The sequence below is a fragment of the Rossellomorea sp. DUT-2 genome (assembly GCF_052665285.1).
This window is the reverse complement of record NZ_JBQPEO010000004.1, coordinates 389,304-403,976: the sequence shown is the minus strand read 5'-3', so window position 1 is coordinate 403,976 and position 14,673 is coordinate 389,304. Positions and strand designations below refer to the sequence as shown.

12 protein-coding genes and 1 riboswitch are annotated in these 14,673 nt (G+C 39.4%); of the genes, 4 read left to right on the top strand and 8 right to left on the bottom strand.

Annotation, left to right across the window (positions count from 1 at the left end; genetic code table 11):
* Positions 1-93: 93 nt before the first annotated feature.
* The 8 genes from ACOSV2_RS17245 to ACOSV2_RS17210 all read right to left on the bottom strand — a co-directional run bounded on the left by ACOSV2_RS17245 (position 94) and on the right by ACOSV2_RS17210 (position 9,382).
* Positions 94-1,659: a Na+/H+ antiporter NhaC family protein gene (locus ACOSV2_RS17245; RefSeq protein WP_428976202.1), complete on the bottom strand. Its 1,566-nt coding sequence runs from the start codon at positions 1,657-1,659 to the stop codon at positions 94-96.
* Between the two features lie 115 nt (positions 1,660-1,774).
* Positions 1,775-1,957, bottom strand: a riboswitch (Lysine riboswitch).
* Positions 1,958-2,036: 79 nt separating this feature from the next.
* Complete coding sequence (gene yunB / locus ACOSV2_RS17240) at positions 2,037-2,801, bottom strand: sporulation protein YunB (protein WP_148970790.1); 765 nt, start codon at positions 2,799-2,801, stop codon at positions 2,037-2,039.
* Between the two features lie 59 nt (positions 2,802-2,860).
* The gene (locus tag ACOSV2_RS17235; protein ID WP_428976201.1) at positions 2,861-3,973 is read right to left on the bottom strand and encodes an HD-GYP domain-containing protein; all 1,113 of its coding nucleotides are present in this window, start codon (positions 3,971-3,973) and stop codon (positions 2,861-2,863) included.
* A 194-nt stretch (positions 3,974-4,167) separates the two neighbouring features.
* Positions 4,168-4,470 (bottom strand): YunC family protein, encoded by a 303-nt coding sequence (locus tag ACOSV2_RS17230; RefSeq protein ID WP_428976200.1) that lies wholly within the window; start codon positions 4,468-4,470, stop codon positions 4,168-4,170.
* 56 nt (positions 4,471-4,526) lie between these two features.
* Positions 4,527-5,879, bottom strand: coding sequence for a bifunctional metallophosphatase/5'-nucleotidase (locus ACOSV2_RS17225; protein ID WP_428976199.1), 1,353 nt, complete (start codon positions 5,877-5,879; stop codon positions 4,527-4,529).
* Positions 5,880-5,906: 27 nt separating this feature from the next.
* Entirely contained in the window at positions 5,907-6,731 is an 825-nt protein-coding gene (locus ACOSV2_RS17220) for a sulfite exporter TauE/SafE family protein (RefSeq protein WP_428976198.1), read from the bottom strand.
* Between the two features lie 21 nt (positions 6,732-6,752).
* Positions 6,753-7,595 carry a DUF72 domain-containing protein gene (locus ACOSV2_RS17215; protein WP_428976197.1) on the bottom strand — a complete coding sequence of 281 codons (843 nt, stop codon included), beginning with the start codon at positions 7,593-7,595 and terminating at the stop codon, positions 6,753-6,755.
* 1,634 nt (positions 7,596-9,229) lie between these two features.
* Entirely contained in the window at positions 9,230-9,382 is a 153-nt protein-coding gene (locus tag ACOSV2_RS17210) for a DJ-1/PfpI family protein (RefSeq protein ID WP_428976298.1), read from the bottom strand.
* Between the two features lie 332 nt (positions 9,383-9,714).
* Between ACOSV2_RS17210 and ACOSV2_RS17205 the strand changes: the two genes are divergently transcribed.
* The 4 genes from ACOSV2_RS17205 to ACOSV2_RS17190 all read left to right on the top strand — a co-directional run bounded on the left by ACOSV2_RS17205 (position 9,715) and on the right by ACOSV2_RS17190 (position 14,673).
* The gene (locus ACOSV2_RS17205; RefSeq protein WP_428976196.1) at positions 9,715-10,722 is read left to right on the top strand and encodes a DUF3231 family protein; all 1,008 of its coding nucleotides are present in this window, start codon (positions 9,715-9,717) and stop codon (positions 10,720-10,722) included.
* Between the two features lie 178 nt (positions 10,723-10,900).
* Entirely contained in the window at positions 10,901-12,445 is a 1,545-nt protein-coding gene (locus ACOSV2_RS17200; protein WP_428976195.1) for a spore germination protein, read from the top strand.
* 17 nt (positions 12,446-12,462) lie between these two features.
* Entirely contained in the window at positions 12,463-13,539 is a 1,077-nt protein-coding gene (locus ACOSV2_RS17195; RefSeq protein ID WP_428976194.1) for a Ger(x)C family spore germination protein, read from the top strand.
* A gap of 27 nt (positions 13,540-13,566) precedes the next feature.
* Complete coding sequence (locus ACOSV2_RS17190) at positions 13,567-14,673, top strand: GerAB/ArcD/ProY family transporter (RefSeq protein WP_428976193.1); 1,107 nt, start codon at positions 13,567-13,569, stop codon at positions 14,671-14,673.

Here is a 14,673-nt window from a genome sequence, read left to right as displayed (position 1 = left end):
GGATACCACCACGTGTTTTAGTAGATACCCTGACATCAATACGAATACATACTAAAAAACCAGAAGCCGATAAGCTCCTGGTTTTTCATTTAATTATTGTTCTGAAACAGCGGGTTTTGCTTTTTCACCAAACAGAAAAGCGAATGCGACGATTAATATGATCACAACACCGAGACCGAACAGCGTACTTCCAGTGAATCCTAATACAAGGTATCCAATCGATGCAGCAACCGCTCCGATTAATGCATATGGAAGCTGTGTAAGAACGTGATCGATATGGTTGCTTCCTGCTCCTGTAGAGGAAAGGATGGTTGTATCCGAAATTGGAGAACAGTGATCTCCCAATACGGATCCAGCTAAAACAGCTGCCATCGCAGGAAGTAAGATGCTTACATCTGTCGCTGCAGCAATTTCACCGGCGATCGGAAGTAAGATTCCGAAAGACCCCCATGAGGTTCCCGTCGAGAATGCCATGATTCCGGCAACTAAGAACAAGATGACAGGAAGTGCCTGCATCGGTAAGCTTGATTGTTCAACCAGACCCGCAAGGTACGTACCCGTTTGCAATTGATCGATCAATGTGACGATCGTCCAGGCGAAGATAAGGATGTAAACGGCTGGCAGCATGGATTTGATCCCTTCCACTACTGCTGTTCCAACGGCTTTCCCTTCGATTCCTTTCAAGCTGACTTGACGAAGGAAGAAAATCAGTGCAACAAGGAGACCGAATAACCCACCATATAATAATGATTTCGTTACATCTGTATTTTCAAAAATCGGCAGGATGTCAAACGATCCTACTGCTTGATATCCTGTCCAGAGCATCATTCCAATCGTACCGATAACAAGAGCTACAATTGGCCAGACAAGATCACCTACTGATCCTTTCGAGCTGACAGGCAGATCATTCTTCAATTCGCCTGGAATCTCTTTTTCAGGATCATAAAGGGCTCCCGTTTCAAGGGCTCTGACTTCATGCTCTTTCATCTTTCCAAAGTCCAGGCCTTTAGCAGCAACCATGATGACAAGCAGGACAGCTGCCCAGACATAAAGGTTCATCGGAATCATTTGAACGAAGGCCGAAAATGCTGTGTACTCTGTGATACTGTGTGTAGCCAGAATCGAACCGATAATACCGATGATGTACGCTCCCCAACTTGAGATTGGAGAAACGACACAAATGGGTGCCGATGTCGAGTCGATGATATAGGCCAGTTTCGCACGTGAAATTTTGTGACGATCCGTAATGGGTCTCGAAACCTGTCCAACGGCAAGGGCGTTAAAATAGTCATCAATAAAAATTATGATACCTAAAACGGCTGCAAGAAGCTGCGCCCCTTTTCTCGTTTTCACACGTTTCATCGCCCATTCACCGAATGCGCGGCTACCGCCGGAAATATTCACAAATGCTGTGATGACACCAAGAATGAGTAAGAAGAAAATAATATAGACATTCCAGGTGTTGAGTGCTCCATCTGCGACAAAGATGCCTTTAAAGGCGTCCCACATAAAGCTTAATGTTTTCGTAATTGAGAAATCTGCTAACAGAAAGGCAGACGCAACGATTCCTACTCCCAGTGAAAGTAGAACCCGTCTCGTAAGTATAACCATAAGAATGGCTAAAAGGGGTGGTAATAGTGAGTAAATCGTGTTTTCCATAATGTCCTCCTCCTATTTGATAGGGGGGAACCATCGTAGCATGATAGAGGATAATAAAAAAAGGCAACGATAGAGAAGCTATCATTACCTTAGTAAGTAATTTAAGTGCTCCATCACGATCTGTAGCTCCCCATTATAGAGATTCCCCTATAATGACAGTGTTATCCTTCTTCAAGATAACCCCAGCAAATACACATTCGACATGTATATTTACTTCGGCAAAAGTTCCCTTTCATCTGTTCTCACAGTTGTCATTCTCAAACAGCTTACTCTTGAACTCTGCGCCTCTACCCCATCGGACTGATGATGTGGTGTGTTATAAAATTTTCTTTATTAATATAACAAACTATCATTCTTTTGACAACTTTTTTTCTTGACTAATTTGTGGGAATTTCAATGGAAGGACTGGATTCTCCTCCACCATTGTTATAAAACTGCGGTACATCCAAGTGAACGGTACCCATGGCAACAAGGATATCCTGCTTGATGGTTTCGGTTTTCGTTGCAAATGGAATGATGATCTGGACATTGACTTCAAGCTCCACAAACACTTTCACAACGGCATTATTAATTCCGAATTGCTCTACCGTAGTTTTAATATCAGAACGGACATCTCCGATCGAATGGAAGCGAATCGGCACTTTTGGACCAAGGTTACCGAGTAACACGTTGTTGGTCGCTTGACCTAGAGGCACCGAGTAAGTGATCCCTTTCGCTGCTTTAGACTTTCCTTCATCAATTTCCACTTCGGTAATAAATTCAAGGTTTTCTAAATTTCCCTCTTCTGCTTCTTGCAGGTTTTGTTGAACTAAGTTGGTGATTTCTGCCTGAACCCGGTTGATGGTTTGAGTATTATATTTAAATGAAACAATGTCGCCTTCTGTATTCTTTACTTCTTCGGTTATATCCGAAATATCAAGAACATCGGCAATTTTTTTGTTTATCGCTTTATTGATAACCAACGTACCGATCCTACTGGTTTGAGTTTCAGCATACGCAAGCAGTGTCGGTTTCAAACCTTTGTTAATGATCCACAATCCGAATCCAGTCGAAATCATAAAGAATAGAATCGTGATGATCATCACATAACGAAAAGGCAGCGGCCCTCCTCTTCGGGGTTTGTATGTTTTAAACTTTGACAAAAAAATCCCCCCTTACAAGCTATTTGTATGCAAAGTAAGAGGGGTTTAACGCAAAAAAATTATTTAATTTTAAGAGATTGGGGTTCATAATCCGGATCAAATCCGGTAATCACCTTATCTAATTCCGTACTTAAATCCATGGCATAAGGCGTTTGTATTTCCTGTCCATCTTCTTCGATGATCCGAATCACCGGTCGATCCGTTACACCTTTATTTTGATCGGTCACAATTCCTTTTCGGCCATCATTCAGCTCGACAACCATCCCATTCGGATACATGGCCACAGAAGACCTGAAGGCTTCAATCACATTTGCATCAAACAGAGTACCGCTTCCTGCATATAATACCTCCAGCGCTTGATGTGGAAGCATGGCTTTCCGATATACACGATTTGACGTCATAGCATCGAATACATCGGCCACCGCTATGATTTTTGCAAAGGGGTGGATATCCTCACCTTTGATCCCTCGTGGATAACCAGATCCATCAAGCCTCTCATGGTGCTGGTACGCACAGTGAGCAATGATCAGGGACACAGAATGAAGCTGTCGCAAAATCTCAAAACCGTGTTCTGAATGCTTCTTGATTTCACCAAATTCGTCTTCTGTCAGCTTCCCTGGTTTCAGCAGAATTTCCTCCGGCACAAGCATCTTACCGATATCATGTAAAATTGCCCCCACGCCTAACTGCTCGAGCTGTTTAGTAGACAGTTTAAGTTCCAGACCTATGGATAACGTATACAAAGTCACATTAAATGAATGGTGAAAAATATAGGAGTCATATGTGAAAACATCCGTCAAAATGGTTAGGAGATCATGATTCGCCTTTACTTCAGACAAGACTACATCAATCACCTGCTTCAATTGCTTGGCACTATCTTCAATCATGAGCACACCAGGTGGCGCTTTCGATGCGCTTAGTTGATGAAAGGCCATCTCAATATTGTTTACAGCTTGCTGTCTTACCTTACTCGAAACGGTTCCCTTTACTTGGATTCCCTTCGAAAGGGAGTCTTCAATATAGACATACTGAATACTAAGCTCCTGCAATCTGAAAATCATGCGTTCTGTAATCGGAACGTTATCATGAATTAAAGCTTGACCTCTCATATTATATACGGTTGTAGCTAGAACCATGCCCGGTTTCAAAGCCCTAGTTGATATAAGCCTCATAGAATTCTCCTATGTAATTCTTTCATTTTTCGACAAAATTTCCTAGTATCTCCATTATAAAGGATAAAAACGTTCTTGCAAGGTGTATTTCCAGATATATTGTTAATTATTCATGAAAGAATATAAAGCAGGTGTTGATATTCACCCAATAAAAAAACCAGCGCTTTCAAAAAAGCAGCTGGTTTTTTTAACACTTATATCATTTTCAACAATGCATCCCGGCCGGTCATGCCCGGTGTGATGCCGCGATTTTCTGCCTCATAGGTGATGGATTCCAGAGGGGCATCCAGGAGCTGGTCGATTGTTTTTACACCGACGGCTCTTCCTGCAACGATTCCTCTGTCTTTCAATTTCTCATTTAGTAACGCTACGTCCAGTGCTCCACACATTATATATCCTATATCACTCGTCACAACGAGGAGATTGGTCTTGGGCAGTTCAACAGAAATCGCTAAAAAGGTATGTCCCTGAATGGTAATCGGAGATACATTCATCATGTGTCATCGCTCCTTTCCCTCATATGTATGACGTGAGGATGGAAACGGTGATACATTTACTGCTTTAATTTCCACTGGAGGATATCCCGTAAAAACTCAGGCATAAAGTATTTTTTCCCGAGCCTTTGAAGGTCTGGAAAGAAGTGGCCAAACGTGAACATATCAGGTAAGGCAAGCCTGTATATCTTCTGTGGATCAATCGGGTTGTGATCGATTAAGATTTCATGGCCTTTGAATTGAATATTCGTATATACAAACCGGCCCATCACCTTGCCTCTGAACCCTAATCCCTTTACTTGAAGATGCGGCCATTCCTCATTAAATGTTTGTTTAATGATTTCCTTCAGCTCTGCCCCCTTCATCTCGATGAGACATGGATTGATGGGATGAGGCAAAATCCGGTGCAGATCCTGTTTCGTCACTGCCCCCTCCTTCAGTCCATCAATGAGTAAGCCTGAATTGAGGAAGGCACAATCAGCCTCGCACCATTCAGCAAGAGCATCACATAACACATTCGGAAGTGTTGAAGGATTAAACCAATCCACTGGCAGCGGTTTGGCAAGCTCGGTTACTTCCTCCCCTAACAAATCCTCTCCTTCTTGATACCACTCGAGATTTTCCTGCTCTTCCTTTTCGACAAAGGGAAGCTCCTGCTGTTCATAAAGTTGCGCTTTTTTGCCGACAATCTTTTTATTGGCAGTGTCAACCTCAATCATCATATGACCGACATAATGACCATATTTTCCTGCTGCGCCCAGCATGGTTCCCTTAATTTGTTTTCCTTGATGCAAAACATGATGGGTATGAGCTCCAAGGATAACGTCAACTTCGGGAAATCGCTCTGCAATCAGCTCATCATCCCGAATCCCCAGATGGGAAAGAAGAATCACCATATCCACCTGTGGGTGAAGCTCTTGAACCAATTTCTCAAGCTCCTCCACCGGAGATGTAATATTCCAGCCCAGGGCTTTATAAAAAGGTTTGAAATAAGCTGTCAATCCGATGACACCAATCTTCATGCCACAAGTCGTTTGATAAATATGATGGGTTTTGACCCAGCTTGGCAGCTGCGACGACCGGTCTAATAGATTGCCTACAATCACGTGAAAATCTGCATTTTCATAGAGGCTGTTTAAATCTTCATAGTCCAGTGTAATTCCTTCATTGTTCCCAATCGTTACTGCATCAAAGCCGACTTCATTTAGAAAATCGACATTTCCTTTTCCTAAAGTCGCTTCACTTAATGGATGCCAGCGGTCTACATGATCTCCGATATCAAATAGATAAACAGGCTCCCCTTCGTCCAGATGCCATTGTTTTCTCATCTTCAAAAAATCCCGAATCCTTGACCAATGTTCAAAATGACTGTGAAGGTCGTTTGTATGATAAATATGAATGGTTTCTCTCACTATTTGCTCACTCCTATTGGAGGTATGTTATCCTGTAATACCCTGGTAAATCAATCGAATTCCAATTAAAATCAATATAATCCGTAAAACACTCACTAAGACTTTTGATTCAAGCTTCGTATTCAAATAGGCCCCAAACTTCGCCCCTATCCAGGCGCCTGGAATGAGTGCCAGTGCATACAACCACTTGACATTGCCAAACATGACATGCGTTCCTGAGCTGACCAAGGCCGATAGAAAAATCATGAACATGGATGTGGCGACGGCTACATGAGGTGGAAAAAGAAAAATCAAGATCATTGCAGGTACCATTAATGATCCACCGCCGATGCCAAATAAACCAGATGTAAATCCAACTACAAAGGCAATAGCCGCTCCTAATACAGGAGGATATCCATATCGGAAGGTGTTTCCGCCCGGATCGGTAAATTCCCGTTGAAAAGAGGCATCCTTGAATTTCTCAATAGGCTTCAACTTGTTTCTTACCATGAGTACAATGGCAATCAGAATCATAAAAATACCAAAATATAAATTAAAGCTTTCCATGTTCAATCCCTTGTTTACCCATGCTCCAAGTATTGAACCCGGCCCACTGCCGGCAAAGAAGATCAAGCCGCTTTTATAATCAACGGTCTTATGCTTTAAATAAGCCAAGGTGGATGATAACCCTGTGAAAATCATAATGACCAATGATGTTCCTACAGCTGTCTGAGGATTCATTCCCTCTATCAAGCTTGTATATGTACCGAAATAGATAAGGGCAGGAACAATGATGACTCCTCCGCCCAGTCCTACGAGGGATCCTATCGCTCCTGCTAGTAGTCCGATTGATAGAAGAACGATCCATTCCATCTGTCTTTCATCTCCTGTCAGCTAAAATAAATCCAGTTGCTTTGGTGCAAGTCCACCATATTCAAGGCCTAATAATTCAATGAGCTCTTTCGCATTGTCAGCGGCATCTCCACCAGAATTATTATTGAATAGTATATAGAGATCTTCAGAGGTTTCGTGCAACTGATGAATATGCGGAATCCACTCCTCAAGCTCTGCTCGATTATAGCGATATAAATAACGAACCTCCCGCCAGTCTTCCCCATTCGGTTTATTCCAGCCGTACAGATTTCTGCCGTGAAAGCGAATGAGCGTGGCATCTTTATGAGTGGTTTCCAACACCCGTGGTACAGATCCTTCCCCCGCTTGCGGTTCATCGCAAATGCTATGGATCCATCCTTCCTTTTTCATAAACGTTAACGTCTTATCCCGGAACTCCGGTTTGAACCAGCTTTGGTTCCGAAACTCCAACGATAGTGGGAATCCCTTTAGCTGCTCCCGGCAGTACCGGATATAGTCAACATGCTCCTTTTTACAATCGTACCAAGGAGGAAATTGAAGCAGAACCATCGCTAATTTACCTGCATCTACGTACGGAGCAAGGGATTCCTTAAAGGCATTGAACATCTCTTCCTTTGTCTCAAAAGGAATCTCTCCCCGTTGATGTCCCGTGATTCCCTGATAAGCCTTTACAATAAACTTAAAGTCTTCCGGTGTTTCCTTTACCCATTTTTCAGCATTTCGAAGAGGCTGGACCGCATAGAAAGTTGTGTCCACCTCGACAATCGGAAAATGTGCACCGTATTCTTTTAGTTTGTCCCTCGGGGAAACATTTTCATAAAGGGTCTCATGATCTCCCCAACCTGTTACTCCTATGTATATCATCTTCATTCACCTGCTTTATTATGAACATGTCCATTTTATCATAAGGAAAATGGAAATTCTTATGTTTGGATTGATTGGGGAAGAATAGCGGGATTTAGTTAATTATGAAGGCTCTTTTCTCAGAGTTTGTTACATACATTTAATCTACGGGCACTGCCAAATAGTGTGTGCATGATGGTGAGGGGAACCGCTCCGCTTGCAGCTAGCGTTCGGCCGAGCCTCCTCAGCTTAGCCGAACGGGGTCTCGGCACGCCCGTTCTTCCGCAGGAGTCTACGCAGTTCCCCTCACCATCTATAGAAGTATTTCGTGGCAGAGCCAAAAGGTGACAAAAAACATTCAAAAAAATACTTTTTTTCATTTACAAGAGGTATTGATTGGTCTCTTATTTTTTGTCATTACTAATTTATATGAGGACAAGCTAAATCCTTGGTGGGTAATATCGGTAGCCATTCACTAATATCTGATTTTCGAATTATCCTAATGAGGTTTTGTGCTCCTTTCTGTTTGTCTATAAGTTAATAGGAAGTCAGAATATAGAAGCACAGAGTGGATTGTAGCGGAAGGCACTTGACTCCTGCGGGTAATAGAGGAAAGGTCGAGACCCCGCAGGGCAAAGCCCGAGGAGGCTTGACTTCCTCCCCGGGGAATCTTGTGCCTGGAGCGGAAAGGAACGGACCATGTTTTAATACTACTACTCATCAAAAAGCTTTACAAAAGAAGCAATGAAAAAACTCCCCTGATGAAACATCAAGGGAGTTTGAATGACATATTAACCGATTGAACCTTCCATTTCGAACTTGATTAATATTATTTATCATAACAATTGAAATGGTTTCAAAGAGACCGCCGTAAATACGTTTCTAAATTTCTCTATTCATAGTTTACTCTAATTTATCAAACTAGTCCGGCATATTATCGGCACGCTATCAAAAAAAGGATAAGTGATGAGATAAAGCACACCTTATTTTTTCAACGGTATTTAGATATTACATCATGCCGACCATAAGGTGAGAGTGTGTAATATCTTTAACGCTGGATATAAAAAGAATGGAAGATCAAGAATTTCGAGAATCTACGGTGTAACATCTTTAACGGGAAAATATCATTTTTCACGATATTGCGTTAGCAAAATGTTACATTCTGTTTTTGGTAACCAAAATTATTTATTGTAACTACACATATTACACGGCTCTATTGATGGCAGGAGATGATTTTATGCTGGGTTTCCCTTCCACTCAGATTTCTCGAAAGTATTTACTCACGTTATAATCAGGGTACAGTCTTTCGTACCATTATTCTTAGAAATATACCGCTGATTCTCCTTGAATTAAATTCTTCATTAAATTTAGCAATAAAAGTACCCCAAAAGCAGTTTTTACTCTAACTTATGGGGTAGTACGCGAATGGCTTTTCAATTACTTCAGCATGCAATAAATTCCCTTGTGTAGGAAAAATACACCAAACCTGACCTGCCACAAGATTTTGGTGAGTGCGGACTTTTTTATTTATATACGTAGCTCCGCAGGCTCTTACAACAGGCTCAACAGAAGGATAAGCTGTGTACTCCCGGCCTTTCATTAAGTCTGAAATGACAGCCAACAACTGTGCTAAGTGGAAAATAACCCCAAATCGCTTATTGGCTTAAAAAACGGATGACAATATTTAGGGCTTCATTAAACATGCGAATGTATTCTGGCTCACATCCTCCCGGCATGATCAATCCGTCATACTGCTCGGGGTTAACATCATTGAAAGCTACATGTGATTCAAGGTTGTATGCTGGTATTTCCTCAAATGTCTGTTTGCATTAGCATACGAAAAAAAATTTACTGAATACCATTATTCGCTGAACATCTTCGTTAGAATTTGATTCATCTCCATTGTAAGACGCAATATAGACATTTTTCATATCCTCTACAGAAACTTCTATGGGATTTTAAATATTTAATTTTTGTTGTGGCATATGAAAAGCACCTCTCTAAATTGAAACGTTGATCATCCCAGGGGGTACTGCTCTTTTATATGTGTTGTTTGAATACGGGCTTACGAGTAAGTTCACGAATAAAAATATTGTTAAGGGTAAACCTTTATATATAAAGATTAGGAGGGGTACTTGAAATGGAACCGATTAATCACCAAACTAAGATTAATGCGGCAGAATATGCAGCTATTTGGTCACAATATATCAATGACAGTTTATCACATTGTGTGCTGCGCTATTTGTTAAATGATGTTAAGGACGAAAATATTCGTAATTTACTTCAATTCTCCCTAGAATTATCAGAAACCCATCTAGAAAAAGCTAAGCAATTTTTAAATCAAGAAAACCTCCCTATTCCAATAGGGTTTACTGATCAAGACGTTACAATAGATGCTCCAAGTTTATTTACTGATACATTTAAGGTTGTTTATTTGCATATTATGTCGATTCACGGATTAATAAGATATTCTGGGGCGACTAGTGTCAGTTTTCGAGAGGACATCAGAAAATACTTCATTGAATGTACCTCACAAACATTGGATCTGTATGATAGGGTAACGAATGTTTCATTGCAAATGGGTATTATTAACAAACCTCCTACTTTAAACAATCAACAAAAAATAGATTTTGAAAAGAAGCATACCTATTTAACTGGCTGGTTCGGGAAACGCAGACCAATAAATGCAATCGAAATCACTGGTGTACATCTTAATATGCAGAAGACAATGGTGAAAATGGTGCTGGAGTTAGGTTTCAGTCAAGTTTGTCAGTCCAAAGAGTTACGAGACTATATGGAACGTGCTCGGAAGATTTGTATAAAACACTTTGATATTCTTAGTTCTATGTTAAAAGAGGAGAATTTACACGTTTCTAAGAGTTTTGAATCAGAAGTAACAGATTCAACCGTCCCACCATTTTCTGATAAGCTTATGCTCTTCCATATAGTAACGCTGCTTTCTGCTGCCCTGGGATACTATAGTGAAGCTTTATCAATGAGCCAAAGAAGAGATTTATCTGCAGATTACGTACGAATGAGTACAGAAATAACCTTAATTGCCGAAGATGGAATAAATCTTTTAATAGAAAAAGGATGGATGGAACAGCCTCCGACTGCTACGGACCACGAAGGCTCGGCAAAAAAATGATAGGTGTGTGGGAATTTAATGAGGATAAACAACTAGTTTATCCTTTTTTCTTTGAACGTCAGTATTGTTACCGATTGATTAAACTCTTATTGATTATTAGCTTGACAATAGAATAATCGCAGGTAAAGTTCATCATACTATACATAGTTATAAAACTTCAGGGTTTGAGGTGAATTGCATGTTTTTCAAAAAACGGTCCGCCAGAAATAAAAAGAAAGCACAAGCAAAAAATTCTCAAACCAGCAGCTATTCAAGTATTGAAGATTTGTTTGCTAAAACGAAGGAGTCTCATGATTTTCATCAACTGCCGATAACCGACATCAAGGGATATTTAATCCTTTCCTATTACGGTACTCTTGTCGATCATCTCCGAATGGAAGAGAAAGTTCTGTGTGTCTTCAGGGATCCTCATTTTCATCCTGAAAAACTAAAGGATATTGATGATATAAAAAAATTCATTCCAATTGAAGATATAGTTATTACAGAAGACATGAACGAGATTGAAACTAAAATCCTTAAAGGATATGTTCTTCTGCAGATTAGAGAAAAAGATCAAAAATGTGCCTTAATTAATATAGCTGATACAAAGGCTGGGATGCGCGAGGATAACAACGTTGAAAATGAATACAGTGTGATCGGGCCAAGAATTGGGTTTGTTGAAAATATTGTAACCAATATTAACTTGCTAAGACAGAATATAAACACTCCTAATTTAATTTTTAAAGAAATTCATATTGGTTCTTTCTCACACACCAAAGTAGTCATCGCCTATATTGATGGAGTGACCAATGATCAATATATTCAAACAATGACTCAACGTTTACAAGATATTAATTTTGATGTGGTGTTTGATTCATCTCAACTTCACCAAATAATAGAAGATGATTCTTTAACGCCATTTCCGCTATTCTTATCCACGGAACGCATAGACAGGGCTGCATTCGCTTTGATAAAAGGGCAAGTGGTGGTATTTAATCATGGTTCATCTTATGCAATTACAGGACCCTCAACATTGCTTGATTTTTTTGCATCTCCTGAGGATTATTATTTGCCTTGGCTTGTTGGTTCTTTTTTTCGCTTAATACGTGTTTTGAGTGTTTTTTTCTCCATTTTTGCTACTCCTACTTACGTAGCCATATTAACCTTTCATTATGAAATGATACCCAGAGTTTTGCTAAGTACCCTTGGCTTTTCCCGTCATAACATACCATTTCCTCCAGTATTGGAAGTGCTATTTTTGGAACTTACAATTGAACTTCTGCGGGAGGCGGGAGCCCGCCTGCCAACCAAGGTAGGGCAAACACTGGGTATTGTTGGCGGTATTGTTATCGGTCAAGCATCCGTTGAGGCAGCTCTTACCAGCAATGTACTTCTTATTATAGTTGCATTAGCAGCATTAGCTTCCTTTACGACTCCTATTTATAAAATGTCGAATACGATTCGATTTTTGCGTTTTCCTTTAATTTTATTGGCTTTTGGATGGGGCATGCTGGGTATTGTTGTAGGAATCGGTTTTATACTCGTACACCTTACCCGGTTAGAATCATTAGGCGTACCTTATACAGTTCCCCTATATCCATTCAGGCCTAAAGATTATGGGGATTCCTTTGTCCGTTTACCTTTCAGTAAAACAAATAAAAGACCAAGCTATTTACGTCCAAAATCACTTCTGAGATATCAACCGCATACCGAGAAAAAAAAGAAAAACGATTTTGATGAATAGTAGTCGAGGTGAAGTAAATGCAACGATTTTTTCTTTTTTTGGTTAGTATAACTGTTTTCCTAACAAGCTGTTCCAATCAAAGAATTATTGATCGTGTTCAAATTATTCAAGTGCTTGGATACGATATTCATGATGATCGGGTGAAAGGAACTGTCATTTATCCTACTTATGAAGAACAGGGCAAAACAGTATTGCATACTCTGGAAACAGAAGCTGATACTTTTGATTATATTCTAGAAAATTTGAGTACCAAATCAGCGCATCCCATCGATGCAGGACAATTGCGTACAGTATTATTCAGCAAGGATTTCGCTGAACAAGGAATTGATCCTGTTATTCAGTTTATGGTCAGGGATCCGATAGTGGGGAACAGAATGCAGCTTGGAATCACCGAAGCAACGGTAGAAAACGTCCTTCAATTAAGTGTAAACGAAAAAGTTCCCTCTCACTTATACGATAAGATTAATCAAAATATTATGCATGGAAGTTTGCCAAAAATGAATCTGCATGTATTTTTAACAGATTTTTATAGTGAAGGGAAGGATCCAGTTTTACCTTATTTCATTATTGAGGATGGCAAAATCAAGATTGATGGACTAGCTATATTCAAAAAAAGTAAGTATATCAATCATATTAATTTAAAGCAGTCCTTTCTTTTAAAAATGTTGAAGGATGGAACAAAAGATGGGCAATATGAAGCCAAAATTAAAGAAGAAGATAGTGAAGGTTATATTAATTTGAGAAAATTGGAATCGAATGTGAACTATACTATAAATCAAATAGATAATAACCCTAACATATCAATTGATTTAACAATGAAAGCTCAGATCAAAAGGGTTCCTGAGTGGATTCATTTGACCAAAAATAAAGACATCGAAAAAACGGAGAAGATGTTGGAGAAACATTTTAATAAAGAGATCCAACAGTTAATTTCGCTGTTTAAAGAGTACGAAACAGATCCCATCGGAATTGGAGATATGATGAGGGCTTCGTCGAGAAGATGGAATTATGAACGTTATTTGAGTACATATCCTGGTCTTAAGACCACTGTCAATACAAATGTAAAAATCATCCAAACAGGTGTAGAAGAATAAGATATTCAATTCCTAAGGAGGGCAAAAGTGAAAACTGTCATCGATGAACGTTTTTTAGTGTCTCCTTATTTCGCTTTCTTTCTGATCTATTCTAATATTGTAGGTATTGGGATTATGAACTTTCAAAGAGAAATAGCCAAGGATGCTGGTTACGATGCGTGGGTATCGGTAATCCTTACCGGATTAAGCATTCATTTATTACTTTGGATGATGTACCGGATACTTAAAATTGCAAATGATGATGTCATGTATATCAACCGATATTGCTTTGGGAGGTGGATTGGAGGATTATTTAATATTTGTTTCATCCTTTACTTTTTTGTATTAGCTCTGATTGTTTTCCGTGTCTATATTGAAGTGGTACAAGTTTGGATGTTTCCACTAATGAAGACATGGCAGATCAGCTTCATATTTCTAATCTTGCTATACTATATTGTTTCAGGTGGATTTCGTGTCATTACCGGAATATGTTTCTGGGGAACAATTATCCCTTTTATGATTTTGACCCCTATTAGTTCATTTGCCTTGGAATTTGCGGAAATTAATCATTTACTACCGATTTTTAATCATTCTTTAGCGGAAATAGTAGGGTCGTCCAAAATGATGGTTTTTCAATTTCTTGGTGTTGAAACCTTATTCATGTTTTATCCTTTTCTAAAGAATCCTGAAAAATCACAAAAATGGGCTCATTTTGGACTTCTGTTTACAATAATACTCTATCTTTATGTTACAATCCTAACATTTTTGTACTTTAGTGAGGCACATCTTAAACATACCATATGGCCTTCCCTCACACTGATGAAAATAGCAGAGATTCCCATAATTGAAAGGTTCGAATATATAACGGTTTCTTTTTGGTTTCTTTTGGTTTTGCCCAATATCAGTGTTAAATTATGGGCAGCCTGCCGCGGGGTTAAAAAGTTGATAAATATCAGACAACGGACAATCTTGTTTATTTTTCTGCTTTTGTTTTTACTTTTTTCCAATCTTTTAGAGGACGTTGTACAAATAGAACGAATACAGGATATTTGTTCAAAGATTGGTTTCTCTCTTTTATATGTTTATATCCCTTTTCTCTTCCTGGTTATTCAAGTGAAACATAAAATGATGACGAAATATCTTGATAAGTCATAA